General features: G+C 62.2%; 26 protein-coding genes. 12 read left to right on the top strand and 14 right to left on the bottom strand.

The window, feature by feature from the left end:
• Nucleotides 1–5: 5 nt before the first annotated feature.
• The 4 genes from GN300_RS05635 to GN300_RS05620 are packed head-to-tail and all read right to left on the bottom strand — an operon-like array spanning nt 6 to nt 3,561.
• Nucleotides 6–521 carry a nuclear transport factor 2 family protein gene (locus tag GN300_RS05635; protein ID WP_063315778.1) on the bottom strand — a complete coding sequence of 172 codons (516 nt, stop codon included), beginning with the start codon at nt 519–521 and terminating at the stop codon, nt 6–8.
• 1 nt (nt 522) lies between these two features.
• The gene (locus GN300_RS05630) at nt 523–1,419 is read right to left on the bottom strand and encodes a TIGR03619 family F420-dependent LLM class oxidoreductase (protein WP_063315779.1); all 897 of its coding nucleotides are present in this window, start codon (nt 1,417–1,419) and stop codon (nt 523–525) included.
• Between the two features lie 13 nt (nt 1,420–1,432).
• The gene (locus GN300_RS05625; RefSeq protein WP_063315780.1) at nt 1,433–1,903 is read right to left on the bottom strand and encodes a nuclear transport factor 2 family protein; all 471 of its coding nucleotides are present in this window, start codon (nt 1,901–1,903) and stop codon (nt 1,433–1,435) included.
• Entirely contained in the window at nt 1,900–3,561 is a 1,662-nt protein-coding gene (locus GN300_RS05620; protein WP_007732670.1) for a class I adenylate-forming enzyme family protein, read from the bottom strand. Before GN300_RS05620 ends, GN300_RS05625 begins: the two co-directional genes overlap by 4 nt.
• A gap of 254 nt (nt 3,562–3,815) precedes the next feature.
• Here GN300_RS05620 and GN300_RS05615 point away from each other — a divergent pair, with 254 nt between their 5' ends.
• The 3 genes from GN300_RS05615 to GN300_RS05605 are packed head-to-tail and all read left to right on the top strand — an operon-like array spanning nt 3,816 to nt 7,152.
• The gene (locus tag GN300_RS05615; RefSeq protein ID WP_374229160.1) at nt 3,816–5,447 is read left to right on the top strand and encodes an AMP-binding protein; all 1,632 of its coding nucleotides are present in this window, start codon (nt 3,816–3,818) and stop codon (nt 5,445–5,447) included.
• Entirely contained in the window at nt 5,444–6,274 is an 831-nt protein-coding gene (locus GN300_RS05610) for an SDR family NAD(P)-dependent oxidoreductase (protein WP_030536994.1), read from the top strand. Before GN300_RS05615 ends, GN300_RS05610 begins: the two co-directional genes overlap by 4 nt.
• Entirely contained in the window at nt 6,271–7,152 is an 882-nt protein-coding gene (locus GN300_RS05605) for an LLM class F420-dependent oxidoreductase (protein WP_058037669.1), read from the top strand. The genes GN300_RS05610 and GN300_RS05605 overlap by 4 nt, the downstream gene beginning before the upstream one ends.
• A 65-nt stretch (nt 7,153–7,217) precedes the next feature.
• Here GN300_RS05605 and GN300_RS05600 read toward each other — a convergent pair whose 3' ends face one another.
• Complete coding sequence (locus GN300_RS05600) at nt 7,218–8,339, bottom strand: tyrosine-protein phosphatase (RefSeq protein ID WP_082845730.1); 1,122 nt, start codon at nt 8,337–8,339, stop codon at nt 7,218–7,220.
• Between the two features lie 55 nt (nt 8,340–8,394).
• Here GN300_RS05600 and GN300_RS05595 point away from each other — a divergent pair, with 55 nt between their 5' ends.
• A complete protein-coding gene (locus tag GN300_RS05595; protein ID WP_233405574.1) occupies nt 8,395–8,553 on the top strand; it encodes a hypothetical protein in 159 nt (52 codons plus the stop codon).
• A 36-nt stretch (nt 8,554–8,589) separates the two neighbouring features.
• On the opposite strand, the gene GN300_RS05590 is transcribed toward GN300_RS05595, so the two are convergent.
• Nucleotides 8,590–9,153 carry a GtrA family protein gene (locus tag GN300_RS05590; protein ID WP_003939753.1) on the bottom strand — a complete coding sequence of 188 codons (564 nt, stop codon included), beginning with the start codon at nt 9,151–9,153 and terminating at the stop codon, nt 8,590–8,592.
• Between the two features lie 65 nt (nt 9,154–9,218).
• A complete protein-coding gene (locus GN300_RS05585) occupies nt 9,219–10,424 on the bottom strand; it encodes an enhanced intracellular survival protein Eis (RefSeq protein ID WP_042924862.1) in 1,206 nt (401 codons plus the stop codon).
• Between the two features lie 133 nt (nt 10,425–10,557).
• Between GN300_RS05585 and GN300_RS05580 the strand changes: the two genes are divergently transcribed.
• Nucleotides 10,558–11,778 carry a fatty acid desaturase gene (locus GN300_RS05580; RefSeq protein ID WP_007732653.1) on the top strand — a complete coding sequence of 407 codons (1,221 nt, stop codon included), beginning with the start codon at nt 10,558–10,560 and terminating at the stop codon, nt 11,776–11,778.
• Nucleotides 11,779–11,782: 4 nt separating this feature from the next.
• Here the strand turns inward: GN300_RS05580 and GN300_RS05575 are convergent, their stop codons facing one another.
• The 4 genes from GN300_RS05575 to GN300_RS05560 form a co-directional block, all read right to left on the bottom strand.
• Nucleotides 11,783–12,451 (bottom strand): methionine ABC transporter permease, encoded by a 669-nt coding sequence (locus GN300_RS05575; RefSeq protein ID WP_007732650.1) that lies wholly within the window; start codon nt 12,449–12,451, stop codon nt 11,783–11,785.
• Nucleotides 12,448–13,449, bottom strand: coding sequence for a methionine ABC transporter ATP-binding protein (locus GN300_RS05570; RefSeq protein ID WP_007732648.1), 1,002 nt, complete (start codon nt 13,447–13,449; stop codon nt 12,448–12,450). Before GN300_RS05570 ends, GN300_RS05575 begins: the two co-directional genes overlap by 4 nt.
• Nucleotides 13,450–13,461: 12 nt before the next feature.
• Nucleotides 13,462–14,319 carry a MetQ/NlpA family ABC transporter substrate-binding protein gene (locus GN300_RS05565; protein WP_003940478.1) on the bottom strand — a complete coding sequence of 286 codons (858 nt, stop codon included), beginning with the start codon at nt 14,317–14,319 and terminating at the stop codon, nt 13,462–13,464.
• A 114-nt stretch (nt 14,320–14,433) separates the two neighbouring features.
• Nucleotides 14,434–14,892 (bottom strand): nuclear transport factor 2 family protein, encoded by a 459-nt coding sequence (locus GN300_RS05560; protein ID WP_063315782.1) that lies wholly within the window; start codon nt 14,890–14,892, stop codon nt 14,434–14,436.
• A gap of 130 nt (nt 14,893–15,022) precedes the next feature.
• Between GN300_RS05560 and GN300_RS05555 the strand changes: the two genes are divergently transcribed.
• From GN300_RS05555 to GN300_RS05530, 6 genes are read left to right on the top strand one after another with little or no spacing between them, the layout of a single operon-like run.
• Entirely contained in the window at nt 15,023–16,189 is a 1,167-nt protein-coding gene (locus GN300_RS05555) for an acyl-CoA dehydrogenase family protein (RefSeq protein ID WP_003940442.1), read from the top strand.
• On the top strand, nt 16,186–17,133 hold the full coding sequence (locus GN300_RS05550; protein ID WP_054827060.1) for a bifunctional MaoC family dehydratase N-terminal/OB-fold nucleic acid binding domain-containing protein: 948 nt from the start codon (nt 16,186–16,188) through the stop codon (nt 17,131–17,133). Before GN300_RS05555 ends, GN300_RS05550 begins: the two co-directional genes overlap by 4 nt.
• Complete coding sequence (locus tag GN300_RS05545; protein ID WP_030537002.1) at nt 17,133–18,248, top strand: acyl-CoA dehydrogenase family protein; 1,116 nt, start codon at nt 17,133–17,135, stop codon at nt 18,246–18,248. The genes GN300_RS05550 and GN300_RS05545 overlap by 1 nt, the downstream gene beginning before the upstream one ends.
• The gene (locus GN300_RS05540; protein WP_003940399.1) at nt 18,245–18,673 is read left to right on the top strand and encodes a MaoC family dehydratase; all 429 of its coding nucleotides are present in this window, start codon (nt 18,245–18,247) and stop codon (nt 18,671–18,673) included. Before GN300_RS05545 ends, GN300_RS05540 begins: the two co-directional genes overlap by 4 nt.
• A complete protein-coding gene (locus GN300_RS05535) occupies nt 18,673–19,851 on the top strand; it encodes a lipid-transfer protein (RefSeq protein ID WP_003940050.1) in 1,179 nt (392 codons plus the stop codon). Before GN300_RS05540 ends, GN300_RS05535 begins: the two co-directional genes overlap by 1 nt.
• A gap of 14 nt (nt 19,852–19,865) precedes the next feature.
• Nucleotides 19,866–20,687 (top strand): MaoC/PaaZ C-terminal domain-containing protein, encoded by an 822-nt coding sequence (locus GN300_RS05530; RefSeq protein ID WP_007732645.1) that lies wholly within the window; start codon nt 19,866–19,868, stop codon nt 20,685–20,687.
• Nucleotides 20,688–20,797: 110 nt separating this feature from the next.
• On the opposite strand, the gene GN300_RS05525 is transcribed toward GN300_RS05530, so the two are convergent.
• A complete protein-coding gene (locus tag GN300_RS05525; protein ID WP_054187449.1) occupies nt 20,798–21,574 on the bottom strand; it encodes an SDR family oxidoreductase in 777 nt (258 codons plus the stop codon).
• A 198-nt stretch (nt 21,575–21,772) separates the two neighbouring features.
• Here GN300_RS05525 and GN300_RS05520 point away from each other — a divergent pair, with 198 nt between their 5' ends.
• The gene (locus tag GN300_RS05520) at nt 21,773–22,534 is read left to right on the top strand and encodes an SDR family NAD(P)-dependent oxidoreductase (RefSeq protein ID WP_058226566.1); all 762 of its coding nucleotides are present in this window, start codon (nt 21,773–21,775) and stop codon (nt 22,532–22,534) included.
• A 15-nt stretch (nt 22,535–22,549) separates the two neighbouring features.
• Here GN300_RS05520 and GN300_RS05515 read toward each other — a convergent pair whose 3' ends face one another.
• A complete protein-coding gene (locus tag GN300_RS05515; protein ID WP_007732641.1) occupies nt 22,550–23,326 on the bottom strand; it encodes an SDR family NAD(P)-dependent oxidoreductase in 777 nt (258 codons plus the stop codon).
• On the bottom strand, nt 23,323–23,961 hold the full coding sequence (locus GN300_RS05510; protein ID WP_007732640.1) for a hypothetical protein: 639 nt from the start codon (nt 23,959–23,961) through the stop codon (nt 23,323–23,325). Before GN300_RS05510 ends, GN300_RS05515 begins: the two co-directional genes overlap by 4 nt.
• Nucleotides 23,962–24,054 lie beyond the last annotated feature (93 nt).

The following is a 24,054-nucleotide window of genomic DNA, read 5'->3' as shown; positions in this document are numbered from 1 at the left end:
GAATTTCAGTGCATCTCAAGGGTTAGTCGTAATGCTGTCAGCGGATCCGAGGCATCTCGACGCCCACGCGGACCAGGCCCTTCGGGGTTGACGAAGCGGCCCTCGTCCGAGCGAGTCCACTCGCGTACGGCCCATCTCTCCTTGATCGCCCAACGGCCGTCGCGCCGCTCCATGTGGTCGATGAACCGCGCACCACTGGTGAAGTTGATCATTCTGATGTCTTCGGGCCCGCCCCAGTGTGTGGACATCGAATACGCCTCGCTGATCGCGTGGTCGCCGTGCAGTTCGACCAGGTGGTTGCCGATGTGGTGCATCGTGCCGCCGATCGCGGAGAGTTTTGTTGTGGCCCAGGCGATGTACTCGTCGATGGTGCCGTCGAATCCGGTGTGATGGTCGATCGCGTCCGGGTGGTAGGCGCTGCGGACGAGATCGAAGTCGAGGCGATCGATGCCGCGGCAGTACGTCAGAACCACCTCACGAATTGCCTGCTTGTCGATGAGATCCTGCAGTGCCTGGTCCATGTCACGCCTCCTTGATGCTGGTCATCCAGTCGAGTAATTCCGGTAGTTCTTCGGCAGCGCAATCGAATACGGCAGGCCGAAGCACCACGGCAGACGCGCCGCGGTCGGACCAGTCCAGGACCTTGTCAGCGGTTGCCGAGAGGTCGACGGACCGATTGTCGCGCCGAACCGGCGCCGCAGACACTTGCACACGTGCGGTATCCGGCTCGCGGTCGTGGGCTTCGAACGTGTTGCGCAGCAATGTGACACTGTCGGTGAACGTTCCCAGGTCGGTCGGGTTCACGGTCCAACCGTCGGCGACGCGTGCTATGCGGTCGAAGTTCCGCTGGCTTGGTCCGAAACCGAAGAGCACCGGTACGCGATTTTGGATCGGCAGCGGGAGGCTGTGGTAATTCTCGAAAGCGAAGTCGCGTCCCTTGAAGGTGGCCGGTGCATTGGTCCACAGTTCGCGGCAGGCTGCGACGGTCTCTTCCATGCGCCCGAATCGCGCGTCGAAAGGCATGTTGGTGGCGGTGTATTCGGCTTCTTGCCATCCAACGCCGAAACCCATGACGGTTCGACCTTCGGACAATGAGTCGAGAGTGGCAACCTGTTTGGCGAGCAGAGCGGCTGGGCGAACAGTGGCGATCAGAACCGATACTCCGAGGCGAGCGCGTTCGGTCACTGCGGCGATCGAGGAAAGAAGTGAAATCGGTTCGTACCAAGGGTGATCCAACGGGAACAAGAAGTTGTGTTCGGCTACCCGATGAGCGTGTGCTTCGGCATTGAACCCGAGATGATCGCCGGTGCAGATCAGATCGATCCCGGCACGGTCAGCACGCGCGGCGAAGTCCAGAACCGGGCGAATCTTGCCGTCGAACAGGGCCTCGAGGCCCAAGATGTTGACGCCGATTTCCACAGTCGTCGTTCCTCTACAGTGCCCGCTTGGCATGCGCGGACATCTCGCCCATGTTGTCCAGACAGAAGAGTCTCGAGCTGAACTGCCACGACCCGTCGACGCAGGTGAAGCGATCGAAGTAGCGCCCCGCCAGAATGGGTTGCAGGGCAAGATCTTCGGTACCTTGGATGACCGTGACGTACGAGAGTGCCGTCGCTGATTCACCGTCGACTGCGATTCGCGTGTTGGTCAGCAGATGTTTGGTTCGTGGAACCGGCGGATCACCGTACATTCGAATGAAGCCGCTGCAGGCTGCGAACACTGCGTCGGCGTCGGACGAAATGAGCGTGGTGGCAACCCCGTCCGGCCCGCACTGCCCGTAGTCGGACGAGGCGAACAATGCAGCGACTTCACGCAATCGGCCCTGATCGATCAGATGCGTGTACTCGCAGAGCAGGTCACGGATCGCCGACTCGGCGACGATCCGTGACAGCTCCGTGGTCATACGGTGATCTCGCGCCGAACCATCTTGCCGGTTGCATTGCGAGGCAACAGATCGCTGGTGATGCGCCACTTCGACGGCACCTTGAAGTAGGACAGTCGCTCGGCGGCGTAATCACGCAGCTCCGCCTCCGTTGTGGCGGCTCCGGGACGCAGGACGACCACGGCGGACACTTCCTGGCCGAGGTCGGGGTGCGGCATGCCGATGACAGCGCACTCGATCACGTCGGGGTGTTCGTCGAGCGTCTGCTCGATCTCGGTGGGGTAGACGTTCTCGCCGCCGCGCAGGATCAGGTCGGAACGGCGACCGGTGAGACGGAGACGCCCGTTCTCGATGACGCCGAAATCGCCGGTGCGGAGCCAGCGTCCGGGGGCAATTGCCGACTCGGTCGCCTCGTCGTTCTCCCAGTATCCGAGCATGACGAAGGGGCTGCGTACGCACACTTCACCTTCGATGCCGTCCGGCAGCCATTCGCCGAAGGGATCGCGAATCTCCATCGAGACGGTGATGATCGGACGCCCGAGAGTGCCTGGGAACTCTTCGAGTTCGGCGCCGACGGCGACCGCAATGGCGGTGCTGCATTCGGTGAGGCCGTAGCTGTCGACCAGAGCATTGCGTGCGAACGGCACCTGCTCCTTGAGGCGTTCTTTGAACGCGGGCGACGACGGCGCGGATGCCAGCGAGAATGCAGTCAGCGAAGAGACGTCGTACTTGGCGATGTTGCCGTGCTCGAGTAGCCGCGATGCCATCGTGGGGACAGCACCCCAGTTGGTGACACGCTCGCGTTCGACCAACCCGAGCACCTTGTCGACGTCGAATCCGCCCTCGGTCAGGATGACGGCACTGCCCGTCGCGAGACGGGGAACCACCAGATTGTGAAGGCTGGCGATGTGGAAGAGCGGGGAGGTGAGTAGATAACGCAGTGGGCTCGGCTTGGAAGCGTCGTACTCACGGCCGGTGAATGCGGCGCCGATCGCGTCGCTGTACTTGTGGTAGTCGACGACGGCCATCACGTTGCGGTGCGAATGGAGTGCGCCCTTGGGGCGGCCGCTGGTACCACTGGTGAACAGGATGACGGCGGGGTCGTCCTCGTCGATGTCGGTGCTCGGCACGTCGGAGCCTGCATACTCCGCGATGAGCGCGGGCAGATCCTCTTCCATGGTGAGGACCGTGATGTCTGCCGGCAGTTCGGGGAGGGCGGCGCCGCGCTTGGCATCCACGACCAGAACCTTCGGACGTGAGAGCTCGATCCCGTGGGTGACCTCGCGCGGAACCCACCAACCGTTGAGACCGACAGCGATCGCGCCGAGCGCCTGCGTCGCGAAGAACGTCATGACCCATTCGGGAGTGTTGGCAGCGAGGATGCCCACACGGTCGCCCTTGCGGACTCCGTACTTGTCCCGCAGAGCAGTTGCCAGCGCGGCAACGGAATCGGCATGCTCGGTGAACGAGATTCGACGATCGCTGGTGACGAGATAGTCGCCGTCGCCCCAGGCGCGAGATGCCGAGATCAGTTCACCGATGGCGTGACCGCGGTTCTTCATCACAGGCATGACGGTGCCGAGAACCTCTTCTTCGACGATCTCGAATGGCCCACCTGGACCGGTGAGGCGTGAGACCGCCTGGTCCAGAAGCAACTGCGGATCTGCGGGGGCAGTCATGGAATGGCCTTTCGTATTGTGGCGCTTTTCACGTCACAAAATCTCACGAGAAAATCATATCTGTGGCGGCGGTTACCACTGAGCGAGACTGGGACGGTTCCGGCTCTGAGGCGTCGATACGTTCGAGTCGTATCGCAGTTGGAGTAATCGACATTCCGATATCGACTAGGACACAGGACACGATGACGAACACCGCCACCGAAGCATCTTCGAATGCAGCTCTTGCAGCTCCTCAGCGCGAGGACGTCGCGCAGATGTTGATCGACCGTCTCGGTGATCAGCACCTGGGTCTGCGGACGCGGACGCAGGACTGGAGCTGGGACGAGGTGGTGCGCGAGAGCGCAGCGCGCGGCTCGCTGGCGAAGTCGCTTCGCGCGCCCGGACCGTTTCACATCGGCGTACTTCTCGAGAACGATCCGGAGTTCCTGTTCTGGCTCGGCGGCGCGGCCCTGACCGGGGCCACGATCGTCGGCATCAATCCGACCAGGCGTGGAGCTGAACTCGAGGCTGAGGTCCGGTACGTCGACTGCCAGCTGATCGTCACCGACAAAGCAGGCTACGAGAAGCTTGCCGGCCTGGACCTCGGGCTGACCGAAGATCGTTTCGTCCTCGTCGACGACGCGTCGTACCCGGACAAGATTGCAGCACATCACGTCGAGTCGCCTCAGATCGACCTCGGTGTCGACGCGTCGACGCTGTTCTTGCTTCTCTTCACCTCGGGCACCACCGGAATGTCCAAGGCAGTGCGGTGCAGCCAGGGGCGTCTGACGCGGTTGGCCTACGCGAACTGCGCCAAGTACGACATCGACCGCGACGACGTCTGCTACTGCTGCATGCCGCTCTTCCACGGCAACGCGTTGATGGCTCTGTGGGCGCCGGCCCTTTCGCAGGGAGCTACGGTCTGCCTCGTTCGTAAGTTCACGGCCTCGGGATTCATGCCGGACGTTCGGTTCTACGGCGCAACATATTTCACCTACGTCGGTAAGGCCTTGGGGTATCTCATGGCGACGCCGGAACTGCCCGGCGACATCGAGAACACCCTCACCCACGGCTTCGGGACCGAGGCGTCGCCGGGGGACAAGGCAGAGTTCATCCGTCGTTTCGGTGCACAACTTTTCGAGGGATACGGTTCGAGTGAAGGTGCCGGTTCAGTAGTGCTCGATCCGAACCAACCTGCCGGAGCGCTGGGCCGTCCCGCGAGCGAGAACATCGTCATCGTCGATCCCGATACGCGCGAAGAGCGACCCCGCGCAATTCTCGACGAGCACGGTCACGTGCTGAACCCCGACGAATCCATCGGCGAGATGGTCGACAAGGCCGGATCGAAGAAGTTCGAGGGGTACTACAAGAACGAAGACGCGATCGCCGAGAAGATTCGCCACGGTTGGTACTGGACAGGCGATCTCGGCTACGTCGACGAGGCCGGCTTCATCTATTTCGCGGGACGCAAGGGCGACTGGATCCGCGTCGACGGTGAGAACACCTCGGCTTTGATGATCGAGCACATCCTGCGTCGACACCCCAAAGTGATTGCCACGGGTGTCTTCGCGGTACCGGATCCGCGTTCGGGTGATCAGGTCATGGCTGCGATCGAGGTCGCCGATCTCGCCGATTTCGATCCGGTCGAGTTCGCCGACTACCTTGCCGCGCAGGCGGATCTGGGTACCAAGGCAGCGCCACGATTTGTTCGCGTTTCGACCGACCTGCCCGTCACGGGCTCCAACAAGGTACTCAAACGTGAACTTCAAGCCGATCGCTGGCGGACCGACGAACCAGTGTTCCACTGGGTGGGCCGAGGCACTCCCGAATACACGTTGATGACCGAAGCTGACGTGGTGAACCTGGAGAAGGAGTTCGAGACGCACGGCCGCACGCGGTTCCTGTGAGTGAAGTTGCGCTGGTGACCGGCGCTTCCCGGGGGATCGGCCGAGAGTGCGCGCTGGCATTCGCGCGCGCCGGATTCGACGTTGCAATCACTGCTCGCACCGTTCGTGAAGGAGAGGGGCGGGCAGCCCCGCGAACGAGGCAAGGCGAGCAAGTGATTCCGGTGCCCGGCAGCCTGGAGACGACGGTTGCCGAGATCGAGTCCTTCGGTGTGCGCGCATTGGCCGTTCCGATGAACCTGCTCGATCTGGCATCCGTCCGCGGCGCCGGTGAACGGGTGCTGGCCGAGTGGGGACGTGTCGACGTGCTGGTGAACAACGCCTATGCGCAGACTGTCGGAAACATGGACCGGGTGCTCGACATCGAGATCGACGACGCTCAGGCGATGGCGATCGGGAATTATCTGCACCAACTCGCTCTGGTCCAGGTGATACTCCCGTCGATGATCAAGAGCGGCAACGGCGTAGTGGTCAATCTGGCATCGGGCTCGGCGACCATGGATCCGCCTGCGCCTCCCGGCGAGGGTGGTTGGGGTCTGTCGTACGCCGCGTCAAAGGCGTCGTTCGGACGTATCGCCGGAGCGATCAACTCCGAGTACCGAGACGCCGGAATCAAAGCGTTCAACCTGAGTCCGGGATTTGTCATCACGGAATCAGGGAAAGCCCGTGGTGGCGCGGACGCAATCGTGGACGCCGGATTTGCGGCCACACCGGCATCCGTACCCGCTGCAGCGGCGGTGTGGCTTGCAACAGATCCCGATGCGGACCGGTACCTCGGTCGAGTCGTGGATGGTCCGAAATTGATGGCGACACTGGAGGAAACGGTATGAAGCTCGGCGTGGTCGTTCCGGTCGAACTGGGTCGAAGCGGAGACCCTGATTGGATTCTGCAATTCGCCCGTGCGGCCGAGTCGCTGGGTTTCGACGAGATCTCGGCAGTGGAGCACTCGGTGGTCATCGCCGACACCGAGAGCGAGTACCCCTATTCTCCGACCGGCAAATCGCATCTTCCCGATGACTGCGACATCCCGGATCCGCTCGAACTGCTTTCGTTCGTGGCGGGTGCCACAACCACTTTGGGCTTGTCCACTGGAGTTCTGGTACTGCCCAATCACAATCCGGTAGTGCTCGCCAAACGATTGGCGACGCTCGATCGCCTTTCCGGTGGGCGATTGCGCATCTGCCTCGGCCTGGGATGGATGAAGGAAGAGATCGAGGCGTGCGGCGGTGACTTCGAGCGCCGCGGCAAGGTAGCCGATGAGGCCATCGCGGTGATGCGTTCACTCTGGGCGGGCAAGGAAGCAGTCGATTTCGACGGCGATTACTTCTCGTTCAAGGGTGCGTACAGCTGGCCGAAGCCGCACCGCGAATCCGGAGTTCCGCTCTACATCGGTGGACACAGTCTCGCTGCTGCTCGGCGAGCAGGCCGATTGGGTGACGGTTTCCAGCCGCTGGGACTGGCCGGTGAAGATCTCGACAAGGCCGTAGCAGCGATGAAAGCTGCTGCGGTGAAGGCAGATCGAGATCCTGCCGACGTCTCGCTGGTACTCGGTGCGACACTGCCCAGGCTCGACGAAGCGAAACTCGACTGGGCACGCGGGTTGGGAGCCGATCGAATCGTGCTGTCCGCCAGTCGTCGTGGCACGTCGCTGGAACTGATCATCGACGAAATGGCCGAATGCTCGAAGCGGCTGGGGCTGAGTAACTAGGAGTGCGGGCGTGACCGGCAGCCATCGGAGCGGCTGCCGGTCATTGCTGTCGGAACGTCGATCAGTTATTGCTTGGTCAGCAATTTGCTCCGGAGCTTTGCGATCGTGTCGGCGTCAAGTTTCAGCACATCCTGCGAAAACTTCTCCCACCCACCGAACTGGTCGCGAATCTTGTCGAGTACTGGCTGAATCTGGCTGGGACGCTGCTCCATCAACGGTTTCAACAGATCGACATCGATTCCTTTCGAAGACAGAAACGTGTAGGTCTGTTCGTTCTTGGCTTTGTTGTAGGTGTTCGACAGGACGAAGTCGTCGACGATGGTCTTGTCAGGAACACCCAGAATGCCGAGAAGTAGAGCTGTCATCAGTCCAGTGCGGTCTTTGCCTGCCGTGCAGTGGTAAGCGACTGCGGACTCGGAATCGGCGATGGTCCGTAGGGCTTGGGAATACCCAGTCATTCCGTCAGGCTTGGACAGTTGGTCGACGGCGCCGGTGTCGCTGATCCGGACGGCTTCACCGCCCCCGAGCACCTGCTCCACGATTGCAGGGTCACCAGATTTCAGGGCACTCGTAATCGCTGTGGCAAGAGCCTGAGTGCCGGCATCCAGGACTGCCGTGTTGACCACTTTCACGTTCGCGGGAACCTTGTCTGCTCCGTCCTTTGCGATCTCGCTGTCACCTCGGAAATCGACAACGGTCCGGATGCCTGCGTTCTCGATCGTTTGTTGATCGTCAGCAGTCAGATCGCTCAAGCGGTCGCCACGAAAAACCAGGCCCCACTTGACTGATCGGCCGTCGGCTGTCTCGTATCCGCCGACATCACGCACGTTGGCTGCGCCCTGCAGCGTCACGTGGCGGGTTGACGCGATGGTGGAAGTGCCGTCCTCGTCTATGACCTCGAAGTACCAGCGTGACAGTGGGTCGAGGCCGTCGACCTCAGTGGAGAAGCCGTCGACCGTGCCAATTTCCTTTCCTTCTGCGGCTGGGTTTTTCGGGTCGGTGGCGGCGAATACACGCACCTTTTCCGAGCCGCCGTGTTCCCAGACCAGTGAGTAGTGTCCGGCGGACGCTGATGTCACGTCGAGGTCGGTCGGCGTTTTCGCCGACTCGGCCTTGCTGCATGCGCCGAGTACGAGCATGAGTCCTGCCGCCGACAGCGCAAGAACTCGAGTTTTGCAAGTAGCCATGGGTCCTCCGAATCCAATTGGAAATCGGAGGCTACGCACCAGTGATCACTGTGTCGTGACCGTGTCGTGCAGAGCGGGAAAACTGCAGGCTGGAGTGCTTGTCGCCGATGATGATCAGGGATGGGCCAGCCCGTTCAGGAGCATCGCGCCGACAAAGATGGCACTGCTTGCGCGGGCGCTGCAGGACGGGTTGATCGCAATCGACGAACTCTGATCGAAGCGCGAGCGATCGGGTGCGTCGATCCGGGAGTCAGTCGAGGGCGGTGGCGTCGGTTGTCGGCGTCTTGGTGCCGGGAGTCGCTTCGATGTCGAGAACGACCTGGCTGTCGGTGGCTTCTTCGGGGAAGACGTACCGACGCATGGCCCACCAGCGGAAGGCCGTCGCCAGCAGGGTCCCGATGATCGATCCGCTGATGAAGTCCGCGAAGTTTTCCATCAACACCGACACCTCGGGTTGACGCAGATGGAACACGTACCGGGAGGTCCAGAGTGGTACCTGGTTGATGGCCAAACCGATACCCGCGACGATGAAGAACAGAGCGGCCTCGTGATGGCGCTGTCGACCACCGCGCTGCGCAAACGACCATTCGCGGTTGAGGACGTAGGACAGAACCGTCGCGATCAGGACCGCAAGGATGTTGGCCGTCACCGGGTGCTGAGGCAGAACCGTCCACTTGATGCCGAAGAACAGCACCGTGGTGACGATGAAGGCGATGCCGCCGACCACCAGGAACTTGAGCATTTCTGCGTGCGGCAGGACGCGCACGAGAACCCGCTCAGGAAGCCTATTGACCATCTTTTCGACAAACGCCATTGTTCGAGGCTAACCCTGAATACGACCGAGGGCACAAATCGTCGATGCCCGTGTCGGCAAGATCATCAGAATCCGTACCCGAGAATTGCGGGCTTCTGCGCGTTGAAAGCGAAGTCGAAATTCAGGATCTCCTGCGGATCGGACGCGTGGAGTCGGTGCGCCGCCGCGAAGGTCTTGGCCTGGTGCTCGCCCAGGTACAAGCTGCTCAGGACATCAGAGGGCATCGTGATCGCAGGCACCGCGTCAGTGGCCGTACAGGTGGCCTTGCCGTCCTTGACCTGAAGTGCGAAGGTTCCGCCGGCCTTCAGGAACGGATCTTCGACCTTGATGACTGTGTCCAGGTCAGCAGCATATTCACGAGCCTCGAGAGCCGCGGGAACGTCCATGATGCGCAGCCACAGTCGATCGGAGCGCGTCGTCGTCCGGGCAAGGCGGTAGTCCGTGAGCATCAGCCGGAGTGGATCGGCAGGATGCTGGCGTGTCTCGATCCGGGTGACGAGGTCGAGGCCGCAGATCGTGCGCCACAGCGCCGCGTGCGCATCTTCGGTGATCGTCACGAACTCGTCGATCCGGGCGATGCTGTCGCGGCCCTCGCTCGTGTGCCGGTAAGCGATGTATCCGTCCGCGTGTGTCAGAAAGAACAGTCCGGAGGCGCCGTCACGATCCTCGGACGGGTCGGCGAACATATGGTCCCAGAGCGGTTGCGGACGGACCTGAGCGCCGGGTGTCTGCAGCCGCCAGCGGTCGTAGATCTCGGGAAGAAGCGTCGAGGCAGCTTTGATGTCGACGATGGACACGCCACCATTGTCGGGCACCTCGGGGCGGAATCGTGCGAAGCGGCGATCGAGGGTGATGCCTTCGCTGAAGGTGGCCGGGCCGTATCCGAAGCGGTTGTAGATGCCGGCCTCGCTGGCCGTCAGGGCCGCAAGTGGTGCTCCGGTCGACTCGATGTGGGCGTGAAGTGCAGTGAACATCGAGCGTAGGACACCACGTCGACGGTGAGTCGGGGCGACGGATACCCAGGTGATTCCGCGCGTGGGGAGTTGGCGTCCGCCGGGCACGGTGAATTCCATGTCGATTTCGATGGCCACGCCGACGGGTAGGTCACCGTCGACGGCGAGGATGATGTCCTCGGGCTTGTAGAGCGCCTTCGTCAGTTCGCTGACCGCGGGAGACGGGTGAAAACCGAACCCCACCGAGTCGAGTAGTTGGAGAGCCGGCCAGTCGCTCTCGGTAGCGGTGCGGATGGTGATCTTGTTTTCGGGGCTCACGTATATCGACTTTGGCATAGATTGCGTGAAGACGCACATGAATATCGGGGCTGACGTTTCCGCACCGGCTCCCAGGGGTACCGCCCGACGGACCAGTCCTGCGGCACGGAGAAAACCGATACGGAGAAACACTGTGGCGATCACCGACATCAAGGAATATGCCCATCTCACCGAGGAAGACGTCGAAGCGCTCGGGCGCGAGTTGGACGCCATTCGGCTCGACATCGAGGAGAAGCGCGGCGCGCACGACGCTCGATACATCCAGCGGACGATCGCGTTTCAACGCTCTCTGATGGTGGCCGGCCGCATCGTCTTGTTCGCCAGCAAGAAGAAGCCTGCCTGGATTCTGGGGACTGCGCTGCTGGGGGTCGGCAAGATCATCGAGAACATGGAACTCGGCCACAACATCATCCACGGCCAGTGGGACTGGATGAACGATCCCGAGATTCACTCGAGCAACTGGGAGTGGGACAACACCTGCCCGTCCTCGGGATGGAAGCACTCGCACAACTTCACCCATCACAAGTTCACCAACATCGTCGGACTGGACAACGACGTGGGCTACGGAATCATGCGCGTCACGCGCGATCAAAAGTGGCACGCCGACTATCTCTTTCAACCGATCACGAATTTTGTGCTCGCGACCCTCTTCGAGTGGGGAGTGGCACTGCATCACCTCGAAACGGACAAACTCCGCAAGGGTGAGGTGAAGTGGTCCGAGAAATCGGAGATGGCCAAGGACGTCGGTAAGAAGATCGCGCGTCAGGTGGCGAAGGATTACATCCTGTTCCCCGCCCTGACCGGCCCCGCGTGGAAGACCACGTTGACGGCGAACGTCGTTGCGAACCTCATCCGAAACTACTGGAGTTACGCCGTCATCTTCTGCGGGCACTTTCCCGACGGTGCCGAGAAGTTCACGCTCGAGGAATTCGAGAACGAATCGCGCGCTCAGTGGTACCTACGACAGATGCTGGGCTCTGCCAACTTTCATGCCGGTCCCGTCATGGCCTTCATGAGCGGCAACCTCTGCTACCAGATCGAGCATCACTGCTTCCCGGATCTGCCGAGCAATCGGTACTCGGAAATCGCGGTGCCGTTGCGCGACCTGTGTGACAAGTACGACCTCCCGTACACGACCGGGCCGCTGTGGAAGCAGTACGGATTGACTCTGCGCACCATCTGGAAGTTGTCGCTGCCCAACAGGTTTCTCTCGGCTTCCCAGGACGACGCTCCGGAGACGCACTCGGAGTTGAAGTTCCGCATCCGAGGCGGAATCAAGGAAGTGTTCGGCGTCGATCCGCAGACGGGTAAGCGGCGCGGACTGCGAACAGCGATCGCGATGGTCTCGAGCTGATCAGTTACCGCTTGTGCGCCATTGAACGAACCACGAGATCGCCGGTCGACTGGATTGCCTGCACCAGCACGATCAAGATCACGACTGCGACGAACAGCACCGGTGTGTTGAATCGTTGGTAGCCGTACTTGATTGCGAAGTCGCCGAGTCCACCGGCGCCGATGGCACCTGCCATGGCCGAGAAGCCGATCAGCATCACCGCCGTCAGGGTTGCTCCTGCTACCAATCCCGGTACGGATTCGGGCAGCAGCACCTTGGTGATGATGTCTTTGTCGGTGGCGCCCATCGATCGTGCTGCTTCGACGCGTCCGGAATCGACCTCACGTAGCGCGTTCTCGACGACGCGAGCGAAGAAGGGCACCGAACCGATGGTCAGCGGGACGATCGCTGCCGTCGCCCCGAGCGCTGTTCCGACGATCGCCCTCGTTGCCGGGATGAGGAGCACCAACAAGATGACGAACGGCAGCGAACGGCCGATGTTCACCACGGTGCCCAGAACCGAATTGAGGACGCGGTTGGGACGGATTCCGTCGGGCGCGCTCGCGTGCAACAGAACACCGAGAGCGATACCGATGATCACGGTGAGCACGAACGAGACACCGACCATGTAGAGCGTGTCGAGTAGGGCTTCCCATGCTTCGCCCAGGGAATCCTGCCAGGACGTCTTGTTCATGAGAACGTCACCTTCACTCCGCGCTGCGAAAGATGTTCTTCGACAGACTTTCTTGTCTCTTCGTTGCTGACGAGTCCCGTGTGCGAGGCGAACTCCACGCGAAGGCGACCGACCTGATGGGATCCGATGTCCTCGATACCGCCGGAGATCACGGTGACGTCGACGTCGAGATCTCGTGAGAGTTGGGAAATCACGGGTGAGGTGGACAGTGAATCGACAAAGGTGAGGAGCGCCGGAATTCCGGTCGTGGACGTTCGTACCGTTCCGGTCGGCAGTAGCGCCTCTCCGAGGGGTGAGTCCGGGTCTGCGACCAGTTCGGTGAGCGTTCCCTCGTCGACGATGCGGCCCTGATCGATCAGCGCAGCGCGATGGCAGATCCGTCGAACCACGTTGAGCTCGTGGGTGATCAGAACAATGGTCACACCGAGTCGTCGATTGAGATCGGCGAGCAGGTCGAGGATCGAATCGGTTGTGTCCGAGTCGAGGGCGCTCGTGGCCTCGTCGCACAGGAGGACGTCGGGTGAAGCCGCCAAGGCTCTCGCGATGCCGACGCGTTGTTTCTGGCCGCCGGACAGTTGCGAGGGGAAGGCGTCACGTCGGTCTTCCAAGCCCACCAACTCGATCAGCTCGTCGACGCGGGCACGTCGATCTGCCCGCGAGTATCCCGCCACTTCGAGAGGGAAGGCGATGTTGGCGGCGACCGAACGGGAATGCAGCAGGTTGAAATGCTGGAACACGACACCGATCCGCTTGCGTGTGTCGCGCAGTTGCGCTGGGCTCAACGCGGTCAGATCGGTGTCGCCCAACAGAATCCGGCCACTGGTCGGGCGTTCGAGCAGGTTGAGGCAGCGCAGCAAAGTCGACTTGCCGGCGCCGCTTTTGCCGATGATGCCGAAGATTTCGCCGTCTTCGATTTTCAGGGATACGGAATCGAGTGCATGCAGAACTTGTGTGCCGCTGCGGTATTCCTTGGAGACCGATTCGATCGAGAAGACCATGACGGGTCTCGATCAGGTAGCGCTGGCCGGAATGACCGAGCCCTGGTAGGTCTGCTCGATGAACGTCGCGACGTCGGCGGACGTCAATGCCTCGGCCAACTTCTGTACTCGCGCATCGTTTTCGAGCGAGGTGCGTACGGTCAGGACATTGGCGTACGGGTTGCCCTCGGCCTTCTCGAGCACCAGGGCGTCCTTGGCCGGGTTGAGGCCACCTTCGATTGCGTAGTTGCCGTTGATGATTGCGAGATCGACATTTCCGTCGTCGAGCGTGCGCGGCAGCTGCGGGGGATCGACCTGGGTGAACGTGAGTCCCTTGGGGTTGTCGATGATGTTCTTCTCGCTGATCTGCGTGATGTCGGTGCCGGGGGCGCCCAACTGCTGATCGAGCTTGATCAATCCGGCCTGCTGCAGCAGGTACAGCCCACGGGCGAAGTTCGTCACGTTGTTGGACAAAGCGACCGTTGCGCCCTGGCGCAGGTCGGCCACGTTGGTGACCTTCTTGGAATATGCACCGAGGGGCTCGACGTGGACCTTCGCCACGGCGACCAGGTCGTCGACACCCTTTTCCTTCGACCACGATTCCTGGTACGGCACGTGCTGGAAGAAGTTGGCGTCGGTGTCTCCGGCTTCGAGCACCTCGTTGGCGTCGAGATCGCCGGTGATCTCGCTGACCTCGATCTTGGTGTCACCGAGCAGGCCCTTTTCTTCGACGAACTTCAGGATCTCGGCGTGCGGAACCGAAGAAGCGACGATGCGAAGAGGTGCGTTCTCGTCGGAGGAGTTGTCGCTCGAGCACGCGGCTACGGTTCCGACTGCGACGGCGGCCACTGCGAAGGCAGCGAGGAATCTTCTGGTGCGCGAGCGTGACATGTGAATCTCCAAGACATAGCCGAACGCACGCCGAGATGGCGTGACAGTTGCTGAACGCTAGCCCGGTAAACCTCCCGTGAGGAGATACAGAATCACCGCGATTTTTTCATGTACCTATTGTCCGAGCAGGATGACCGGAACGTCCTCGGCAAAATCGACTACCAGTTCGCGACGCGAGAACAGCCAGGTGCCGTCGACCTTTTGGAAGCTGTCCTGGTAACGGATCTCGATCCGGTTGTCCCGGTGGCCCTCGCCCCGCGGATAGATGTGGTGAGCGGAGCAGTAAGCCTCACCGTGTGCGGTGGTGGGGCCGTCGAGGTCGAGGATCTGCTGCTCGACGATGTGCCGGGTCGAGTGCAGATGTGAGACGGCATCGACCACCGAACTACTGACGACGGTGTTCCCACGTATCTCCGTCGGCGCATCCGTTCCGTTCAATGCCGGCGGCAAGACGAATGCCACGTCGTCAGTGAAGAGAGCCGCAAGTGCGGTGGTGTTTCGACGGTCGACGGCCTGTGCATACCTGGCGGCCAAGTCGGTGAGAGCGACGCGATCCGAGGAGTCCATGCGCATATCTCACCCTATGTGACGCCGCTCATGTTTCGGCTTCCCGCTCATCGAGACACTCACAGCGCCCACCTGGGCATCTGGTTAGCGTCCAGGCCAAGAGTTGCCAGCCATGAATGCCATAGGAGAAACAGCGATGGATCTGAGGGAATCGCCCGAGCAGCAGGAGCTCCGCAAGGAGTTGCGCGCGTACTTCGCGGCGCTGCTGCCGGAAGAGAAGCGTCGCGCGGCCGGCGAGCAAGGTGTGGGTGGCGAGTACTTCCGCGAGATCGTGAAGTTGCTGGGCAAGGACGGTTGGCTCGGTATCGGCTGGCCCAAGGAATTCGGTGGACAGGGACGCTCCATCGAAGAGCAGTTCGTGTTCTTCGACGAGGTTCAGCGCGCAGGTCTGCCGTTTCCCTTCGTGACGGTCAATACCGTCGGACCGACGTTGATGAAGTACGGCACCGAAGAACAGAAGGAACGTTTCCTGCCCGGCATCCTGGCCGGCGACATCGTCTTCGCAATCGGGTACACCGAGCCCGAGGCCGGCACCGACCTTGCGTCACTCAAGACTCGTGCGGTTCTCGACGGTGACGAGTGGATCGTCGACGGCAACAAGATCTTCACCAGTGGCGCCAACACTGCCGACTACGTGTGGCTGGCCTGCCGCACCGACGCGGATGCCCCCAAGCACAAGGGAATCTCGATCCTGATCGTCCCCACCGAGGATGCAGGCTTCGAGTGGTCACCGATCAACACCGTCGGCGGTTTGATGGTGACGTCCACGTACTACTCCGGCATTCGAGTTCCGTCGAAGGACGTTGTGGGCGAGGTCAACGGCGGCTGGCAGCTCATCACGGCTCAGCTCAACCACGAGCGAATCGGCCTGGCGGCCATCGGTGGTCGCACGTACGGTCTGTGGAACCTGGTCCTGGACTGGGCCAAGGAAAACGGCGCCATCGACATCCCGTGGGTGCAACAGGACTTCGCTCGCACACACGCCAAGCTCGAGGCCATGCGACTGCTGAATTGGAAGATGACGGCAGCCGTCGCACAGGACACGCTCTCCGGAGCCGACGCCGGTGCCACCAAGACGTACGGGACCGAGACTCACGTCGACGTCTACCGCACCCTGCTCGGAATTCTCGGCTCCGCCGGTCGCATCCGCCCCGAGTCTCCGGGCGCTCTGCTTGCCGGTCAGATCGAGCAGATCTCGCGTCAGGGTGTCGTGAACACCTTCGGCGGCGGCGTCAACGAAGTTCTGCGGGACATGGTCGGCACCATCGGCTTGGGACTCGTTCGCGAAAAGAGGGTCAAGTGAGCGACATTTCGGCGCAACTCGACGCTTTTGTCGGCCAGACGCTTGTTCCCACCACCTGGGGACCCGACGAGGTCAACATCCCCATGATCCGGCATTGGGCCGAGACCATGGGCGATACCAACCCCGTCTACCTCGACGACGACGCCGCCCGCGCCACCGGACGCGACGGCGTCGTCGCTCCCGCTCAGATGCTCCAGGTCTGGATCATGCGGACCTTTACCGACAAGATGGCGGGCAACGACCCGTCGCAGGTGTGGACCGATCTGATCGCCACCCTCGACGCAGCCGGCTACAGCTCTGTCGTGGCCACCGATTCCGATCAGGAGTTCTTCGCCGAACTGCGCCCAGGCGATCGCGTTAACTACACCGAGGTCATCGAGTCGATTTCGCCGGAGAAGAAGACCGGCCTCGGTGTCGGACACTTCGTCACGACGCTCAAGACCTACCGCAACGGTGACGATCAGGTTGTCGGCACCCAGCGGTGGCGGACGCTGCGGTTCAAACCTCAGGAATCTGCTGCGCCCGAAGCTCCTCGTGCACTGCGTCCGCGTCCGGCTCTCAACGCGGACAACGCTTTCTGGTTCGAAGCAGCCAAGGAGCACCGTCTGGTGATCCAGCGCTGCACGTCCTGCAAGACGCTGCGTCATCCCACCGGCCCGATGTGCGGGGAGTGCCGGTCACTCGAGTGGGACACGATCAACGCGTCGGGTCGTGGCACGGTGTACAGCTTCGTGGTCAATCACCACCCCAAGATCGACGCGTTCGACTACCCGCTCATCGTTGCGGTAATCGAACTCGAAGAGGGAACCCGATTGATCGCCAACATGGTGGGTATCGCGCCCGAAGATGTCGTGGTCGACATGCCCGTGGAACTTGACTGGATCGACGCCGACCCGGATCTGACGCTTCCCGCGTTCCGGCCGGCCGTACGCGAGGAGCACTGATGGACTTCAATTTCAGCGAAGAGCAGGAAGCAATTCGCGCACTGGCCGACGAGGTCTTCACCAGCAAGGCAACGATCGAGCGCACCAAGGAGATCGAACTCTCCGCTGAGCGCGTCGACCGTGAACTGTGGCGCGAACTCGCGAGCACCGGCCTGCTCGGTATCGCCCTGCCGGAGGAGTTCGGCGGCGGTGGCCTCGGCTTGTCCGAGCTGTACGCACTGCTCGAACAGCAGGGACGTCACGTTGCGGCCGTGCCGATCTGGGAAACGACCCTTGCAGCATTGGCTGTCAACGAATTCGGCTCTGATTCCCTTCGCGCCGAACTCCTTCCGGGAGTTGCCGACGGCAGTCGATTCCTGACCGTCGGTCTCGAAGAGTTCGGTCCGTACACTGGCGGCGACCCACTGACCACGGCTGAGCAGGACGCCGACGGCAACTGGACTCTGACGGGTGAGAAGGCAGTAGTGCCGATGACTCACGTCGCGAACCTTGCTCTCGTTTCGGCAACCGCTTCCACTGGTACGGCACTGCTGCTGGTCGACCTGAGTGCCGAGGGAGTGACGCTCGAACAGACGCAGTCCACCAGTTGGGAGATCTGTGCCAACGTCACCTTTGCCGGTGCCCCCGCGCAGCTGATCGGTGCGGCTGACGGCACCACGGTTCCGTGGCTGATCGACCGCGTTCAGCTGGCATTGGCCGCAATCCAATGGGGCGTCGGGTCGGGTGCAGTCGCGCAGGCCGTCACGTACCTGAACGGCCGCAAGCAGTTCGGCCGTCCGCTGGCGACCTTCCAGGCCGTCAATCATCAACTCGCTGACTGCTACATCGATCTCGAAGCGATGCGCGTGACACTGTGGCAGGCCGCCTGGCGCATCTCCGAGGGACTGGATCTCGGCACCTCGGTACTGGTCGCCAAGTGGTGGGCTACCGACGGCGGACAGCGCGTCGTGCATCGCACCACGCATGTTCACGGTGGCATGGGCGTCGACACCGACTACCCGGTTCACCGTCACCTGTTGTGGGGCAAGCAGATTGCTGCCACCCTCGGTGGTTCCAGCTCCGATCTGGCGCGTCTGGGTGCGCAGCTCGCATCCGGTGTGGAGGTGCTCGCATGACCGTACTTGCCGGTCGCAGTTACGCAGACGTCGTTGTCGGAGAGGCATTGCCCGAGTTGGCGATCCCGCTGACCCGCACGTTGATCGTCGCCACGGCAATCGCCACTCGCGATTTTCAGGACGTGCACCACGATCCGAGCCTGGCGCAGGAGCGTGGCTCGAAGGATGTCTTCATGAACATCCTCACGAGCAACGGTCTTGTCGGTCGATACGTCACGGACTGGGCCGGATCTGCATCGACCCTGCGCCGCATCGCCATTCGTCTCGGGGCGCCCAACTACCCGGGTGACACCATGACGATGACCGGTGAGGTCGTGTCCAAGGAAGACGGAGTGGTCGTGGTCAAGGTGCAGGGTGCAAACAGCCTCGGCAACCATGCATCCGGCACCGTCGCAGTCGCTTTCAAGGAAGAGGAGAGGCCCTGATGGCGATCAGCCCACTCTCGGGAGCCGCCGCCATCGTCGGCATCGGATCCACCGAGTTCTCCAAGAACTCCGGCCGCACCGAACTGCAGTTGGCGTGTGAGGCCATCGTCGCGGCACTCGCTGACGCCGGTATCGATCCGTCCGAGGTCGACGGTCTGTCCACCTACACGTCGGAGACGAACGGCGAAGCGATCGTGGCTCGCAACTGTGGTCTCGGCGAGCTGAAGTTCTTCTCGCGCATTCACTACGGTGGCGGCGCCGCGTGTGCCACCGTGCAGCAGGCGGCCATGGCAGTTGCGACGGGTGTTGCCGACGTCGTGGTTTGTTACCGCGCCTTCAACGAGCGCTCCGGTGTGCGCTACGGCCTAGGGCAGCACGATCGCCCCATGGACAGCACCGCGGATCGCGCGGCATATGCGTGGATGACTCCGCAGGGATTGTCGACTCCCGCTCAGTGGGTCGCCATGTTCGCCCGCCGCTACATGCACCAGTACGGTGCGACGAGTGAGGACTTCGGACGAGTTGCAGTGGTGGCGCGCAAGCATGCCGCCAACAACCCGGCTGCTTGGTTCTACGAGCGTCCGATCACGCTCGAGGACCATCAGAACTCGCGCTGGATCGCCGAGCCGCTGCACCTGCTCGACTGCTGCCAGGAAACCGACGGCGGCCAGGCATTGGTCATCGTCTCTGCCGAGCGCGCAAAGGATCTGGCCAACAAGCCCGTCGTCATCAAGGGCGCCGCTCAGGGCAGTAGCAAGGATCAGCACATGATGACCAGCTACTACCGGCCCGACATCTCCGGTATCCCGGAGATGGGCCTGGTTGCTCGTCAGCTGTACGGCCAGAGCGGCCTGACACCGGACGACATCAACGCCGCGATCCTGTACGACCACTTCACTCCGTTGGTGCTTCCCCAGCTCGAAGAACTGGGCTTCTGCAAGCCAGGCGAAGCAAAGGACTTCATCCGCGAAGGCAACCTCGAGATCGGTGGACGCCTGCCGTCCAACACTCACGGTGGTCAGGTCGGCGAGGCGTACCTGCACGGTGTCAACGGAATTGCCGAAGGTGTGCGACTGGTGCGAGGCACGTCGACCAACCAGCCCGAGGGCGTCGAAAACGTATTGGTCACAGCCGGAACAGCAGTACCCACCAGCGGTCTCGTTCTCGGCGCTGTTTGAGAGAGGAAAAGACAGTGACAACTTCGGAAGCTGCGAAGACCGCCGGCGATTGGCGTGGAGCCGATCTCGGGACCCGCACCGTGTCGTACACCGAGCGCGACGCGATCCTGTACGCACTTGCCGTGGGCGCCAAGGCGACCGAGCTGGACCTCGTCTTCGAGGATCAGCTTCGGGTACTGCCGACCTTTGCTCTGACGCTGGCGCAGTGGGCTCCCGACGCTCTGGGTTCGGCGGGCGCCTTCGACACCTCGACGGCACTGCACGGCTCGCAAGAGCTGAAAGTGCTTGCTCCGCTTCCGCGTAGCGGTGACGTGACCTTGAAGGCTTCGGTCGGCGAGGTGTGGGACAAGGGCGCAGCGGCCGTGTTCGAAGTGAAGGTGGAGTGCGAATACTTCGTCGCGACCTGGTCACTTTTTGCCCCCGGTGCCGGTGGATTCGGCGGAGAACGTGGACCCTCACGTCCGGCGGAGCCGACCGGCGAGCCTTCGTTGACCGGTGTGCTGACCACAGCGGAGAACCAGACGGCGATGTACCGGCTCCTGGGCGACAAGCACCACATCCACATCGATCCCCAGGCTGCGGCGCGGATCAACCAGCCGCGTCCGATCATGCACGGCCTGTGCACGTTGGCCGCCAGCACACTCGAGCTTGCTCGGGTCGCCGGAGTGCATCCGGCTGATCTTGTCAGTCTCGAAGGTCGATTCGCTGCGGCGATCCATCCGGGTGAGGCGCCGTCCATCGTTGCGTGGGGAACTCCCGACGACCTGGCCTTCCAGGTCACCAAGGGTGATCAGGTAGCGATTTCCGGTGCACGAGTGAGCTTCTCCGCTCGCTAGTCCCTCCAGACTCAACTGCGGGGTGCTTGACCCCTCGTCGCGCCCCGCAGTTGTTCACACGAAGAAGCAGCCCCCGAGCGAATCCGCTCAGGGGCTGCTTCGTATTTGTTTCAATCCTGGTGGGTCGCCATGTAGCGAGCCGGGTACTCACCGCCGCCGTGAACGGCGATGTCGGCGCCGTTCACGTACGAGGAGAGCGGGCTCGCCAGGAACAGGCAGGAGTTGGCGATATCGGCCGGCACGGCCATGCGCTCCATCGGAATGGTCCTGGTGACCGCAACGCCGCCGTCGGCGCCGTAGACCTCGGCGGCAGCCTCGGTACGGATCAGGCCGGTGGTGATGTGGTTGATCCGGACCTTCGGCGCCCATTCGAGGGCCAATGCCTTGGTCAGAACGAGGAGGCCTGCCTTGGCTGCGCTGTACGCCGCGGTTCCGGGCTGCGGGTCGATCGCCGAGACACTGCCGATGTTGATGATGGCACCGCCGTCGTCCTGAGTCTGCATCACTGCATTTGCGGCCTGGGCAACGTTGAAGGGTGCCAACAGGTTCAGGGCCACGATCTTCTCGACGAAGCGGGGTGACACCGTCGCAGCATCGGCATCGGGGGAGCCGCCGGCGTTGTTGACCAGGACGTCCAGACGGCCGAAGCGCTCGACGGCATCCTGGACGAGGGCTGCGGCGTCGGCGGGATCGCGGACGTCAGTGGCGCGAAAGGCTGCGCTACGGCCGTCGGCGGTGGGTAGGTTTTCGGGCTCGTTACGGCCACAGACCAGCACGTTCGCACCCGCGGCGAGGAAGGTTTCGGCGATGACGTAGCCGATGCCTTTGGTGCCGCCGGTGACGATCACCGAGCGTCCGCTGAAATCGACGGGGTTGGGCAGTGTCACGGTGGAGCCTTCCTGGTGCGGTGCCGAGCTGAATTGCCGCCCAATGTGATTGACGCGACGTGGTCGCGCACCGTAGGGTCAAGCAAGTGCTTGGTTGTTTTGTAGGTCGAGTGTAGACGACAAACGGCGGCAGTCACCAGAATCGACCGGTCCCTCCCGCAAAGGGACCTCTGCGTCGACAGACATTGGAGTAGTCACATGGGCAAGCTCGAAGGCAAAGTTGCACTCATCACGGGTGCGGGTCAGGGAATCGGGCAGGGGATTGCCCTGGCCTTGGCCAAAGAGGGCGCCGTGATCGCCGTTGCCGGCCGCACCGAATCCAAGTTGCACACCACGTGCGGACTACTGGCTGACATCGGTGCGCGCGGTGAGGCGGTGGTCTGCGACGTCAGCAAGAAGGACGACATCACCGACGCCGTGGACCGTACCGTCGAACTGTTCGGCGGAATCGACATCCTGGTCAACAACGCCAACGACTGCAAGCCCGGCCCACTCTCGAGCGTGCTCGACGAAGACTTCGAGCGTTCCTTCGCGACGGGGCCGCTCGCCACCCTGCGCATGATGCAGGCGTCGTACCCCCACATGAACAGTCGTGGCGGTGGCGTCATCATCAACATGGTCACCTCGGCGGCGGTGCGCTGGGATGCCAGTAACTACGGCGCTTACGGTTCCATCAAAGAAGGCATGCGCTCGTTGACCCGCGCTGCGGCCTGTGAATGGGGCAAGGACAACATTCGCGTTCTCAATGTTGCCCCGCACGCCAAGACTCCCGCGTTGCAGTGGTGGATGGACAAGAATCCCGAAGAGGCAGCGGCATTTGTCGCAGGTATTCCGCTGGGACGCGTCGGAGACCCCGAGACCGACATCGGTCGTGCCGTCGTCTTCCTCGTCAGCGAAGACGCCGGGTACCTCACGGGTGCCACGATCCCGCTCGACGGCGGCCAGTCGCGCTGGGGCTGACCGCCATCGACCCGATCAGGTCATCACGGCGCCGCCGTCGACGGCAATCGTCTGGCCGGTGACGTTGCGAGCCTTGTCACTGAGCAAGAAGGCGACCATCTCGGCGATGTCTCCGGGCGTCTGAGCTCGACCCATCGGAACCATCTGTGCGACAAAAGAATCGAAGACGTCAGCATCGGAAACATCTGTGAGCGAGGGATCGCGTCGACGCAGTTCCTTGATGGTTCGAAGCCACATGTCGGTGAGGATCAGGCCGGGCATGACCGTATTCGAGCGAAGTCCTCGAGTCGCACCGATCCGGGCGACGCTGTGACTCATCTCGATCACGGCGGCCTTCGACGGTCCGTAGTGCGCGAGCATGTCACCGCCCAAGCGGGCACCGATCGACGCGATGTTGACGATCGCTGCCGGACCCTCGGTTCTGCTCACGAATTCGCGGCACATCAGGAAGCTGCCCTTGGTGTTCACCGCAAAGGTGTTGTCCCACTGGTCTTCGGTGATCTCGAGGAACGGAGTGAAGACGCCGATTCCGGCGCCGTTGACGAGTGCAGTCGGGCTTCCGGCCGATGCAGCCACGTCGAAGGCGTTCTTGACGTCACCTTCACGTCGAACATCGCATCGTGCCGTGTGGACTGCTACGCCAAGGCTTTCCAGGCGTGCTGCGGTGTCGGCGAGTGCGGCCTCTTCGATGTCGAGGAGAAGCAGGGTGCCGAAGTCCTCCGCAAGGCGCTCGGCAATAGCGGCGCCCAACCCGGCAGCTGCGCCGGTGACAATGGCTACGGGCGCGCTCACGGCAGGTGCGTTTCGAGCAGTGGGGCAAGCAGTTCGGCTGCGCGCGCCGCCGTGATGACTTCGCTCGGGTCCACCTTGGTCACGACTTTCGAAGCAGAATCTTCGTAGACATGCTCACCGATGAGTCGCCCCTGCTCGTCGTACGGCCAGACAAATGCCAAGGTCCGACGCACGAGATACCAACCGTCGGGGTCGATGTCCGACGACTGTTCGGGGGCTGCGGGGGTGGATCCACCCGATTCGTGCACCGCGCCGAACACCCCGTCTCCCAGAATCGATCCTGGGACGAATTGACTGAAGAGAGTCTCACCCGAGAATCCGCTGTCGGAGACCGCGAAGTCGGACTGTCCGGTCCACATGACAAGGGTGTCCGTCTCGGCGAGTGACTGGTAGAAGTTGGTGACGGCGTCCATGCCGTCCAGAACAATCGACTGCCCGTCTTCGAACAACCGGTAGACGGGTTCTTCGACGGTCATGTCGGGCGAGAGGATTTCCTTGTAACGACCGGAGACCTCGAGCAATGCGTGGCGCCGGTAGTTTCGGAGGATCTTCTGGTGCCGCGGATTGTCGATGGTTTCCAATTGCTTTTCGACGCCATCCATCATGTGGACGAATTCGTGCTCGTACTTGCTCATCACATCTCCTGGTTTCGCGGATTCGGCGGGCTGTCCGGATCTGCGACAACTGTGACCTGACGTGGCATTCGCTGTACATGTAGAACTTCGTTC

It is taken from the genome of Rhodococcus sp. Ni2 (assembly GCF_021352185.1).
In the GTDB taxonomy this organism is placed as follows: domain Bacteria; phylum Actinomycetota; class Actinomycetes; order Mycobacteriales; family Mycobacteriaceae; genus Rhodococcus_F; species Rhodococcus_F qingshengii.
This window is presented reverse-complemented; position numbering and strand designations above follow the sequence as displayed.

What these genes read in the sequence shown, in the direction of transcription:
- GN300_RS05615 (WP_374229160.1), top strand. Translation starts at nt 3,816, where the DNA reads ATGTTGATCGACCGTCTCGGTGATCAGCACCTGGGTCTGCGGACGCGG.
- GN300_RS05600 (WP_082845730.1), bottom strand. Translation starts at nt 8,339, where the DNA reads ATGGCTACTTGCAAAACTCGAGTTCTTGCGCTGTCGGCGGCAGGACTC.
- GN300_RS05590 (WP_003939753.1), bottom strand. Translation starts at nt 9,153, where the DNA reads ATGGCGTTTGTCGAAAAGATGGTCAATAGGCTTCCTGAGCGGGTTCTC.
- GN300_RS05635 (WP_063315778.1), bottom strand. Translation starts at nt 521, where the DNA reads ATGGACCAGGCACTGCAGGATCTCATCGACAAGCAGGCAATTCGTGAG.
- GN300_RS05620 (WP_007732670.1), bottom strand. Translation starts at nt 3,561, where the DNA reads ATGACTGCCCCCGCAGATCCGCAGTTGCTTCTGGACCAGGCGGTCTCA.
- GN300_RS05520 (WP_058226566.1), top strand. Translation starts at nt 21,773, where the DNA reads ATGGGCAAGCTCGAAGGCAAAGTTGCACTCATCACGGGTGCGGGTCAG.
- GN300_RS05510 (WP_007732640.1), bottom strand. Translation starts at nt 23,961, where the DNA reads ATGAGCAAGTACGAGCACGAATTCGTCCACATGATGGATGGCGTCGAA.
- GN300_RS05625 (WP_063315780.1), bottom strand. Translation starts at nt 1,903, where the DNA reads ATGACCACGGAGCTGTCACGGATCGTCGCCGAGTCGGCGATCCGTGAC.
- GN300_RS05565 (WP_003940478.1), bottom strand. Translation starts at nt 14,319, where the DNA reads ATGTCACGCTCGCGCACCAGAAGATTCCTCGCTGCCTTCGCAGTGGCC.
- GN300_RS05540 (WP_003940399.1), top strand. Translation starts at nt 18,245, where the DNA reads ATGACCGTACTTGCCGGTCGCAGTTACGCAGACGTCGTTGTCGGAGAG.
- GN300_RS05555 (WP_003940442.1), top strand. Translation starts at nt 15,023, where the DNA reads ATGGATCTGAGGGAATCGCCCGAGCAGCAGGAGCTCCGCAAGGAGTTG.
- GN300_RS05575 (WP_007732650.1), bottom strand. Translation starts at nt 12,451, where the DNA reads ATGAACAAGACGTCCTGGCAGGATTCCCTGGGCGAAGCATGGGAAGCC.
- GN300_RS05545 (WP_030537002.1), top strand. Translation starts at nt 17,133, where the DNA reads ATGGACTTCAATTTCAGCGAAGAGCAGGAAGCAATTCGCGCACTGGCC.
- GN300_RS05605 (WP_058037669.1), top strand. Translation starts at nt 6,271, where the DNA reads ATGAAGCTCGGCGTGGTCGTTCCGGTCGAACTGGGTCGAAGCGGAGAC.
- GN300_RS05570 (WP_007732648.1), bottom strand. Translation starts at nt 13,449, where the DNA reads ATGGTCTTCTCGATCGAATCGGTCTCCAAGGAATACCGCAGCGGCACA.
- GN300_RS05560 (WP_063315782.1), bottom strand. Translation starts at nt 14,892, where the DNA reads ATGCGCATGGACTCCTCGGATCGCGTCGCTCTCACCGACTTGGCCGCC.
- GN300_RS05535 (WP_003940050.1), top strand. Translation starts at nt 18,673, where the DNA reads ATGGCGATCAGCCCACTCTCGGGAGCCGCCGCCATCGTCGGCATCGGA.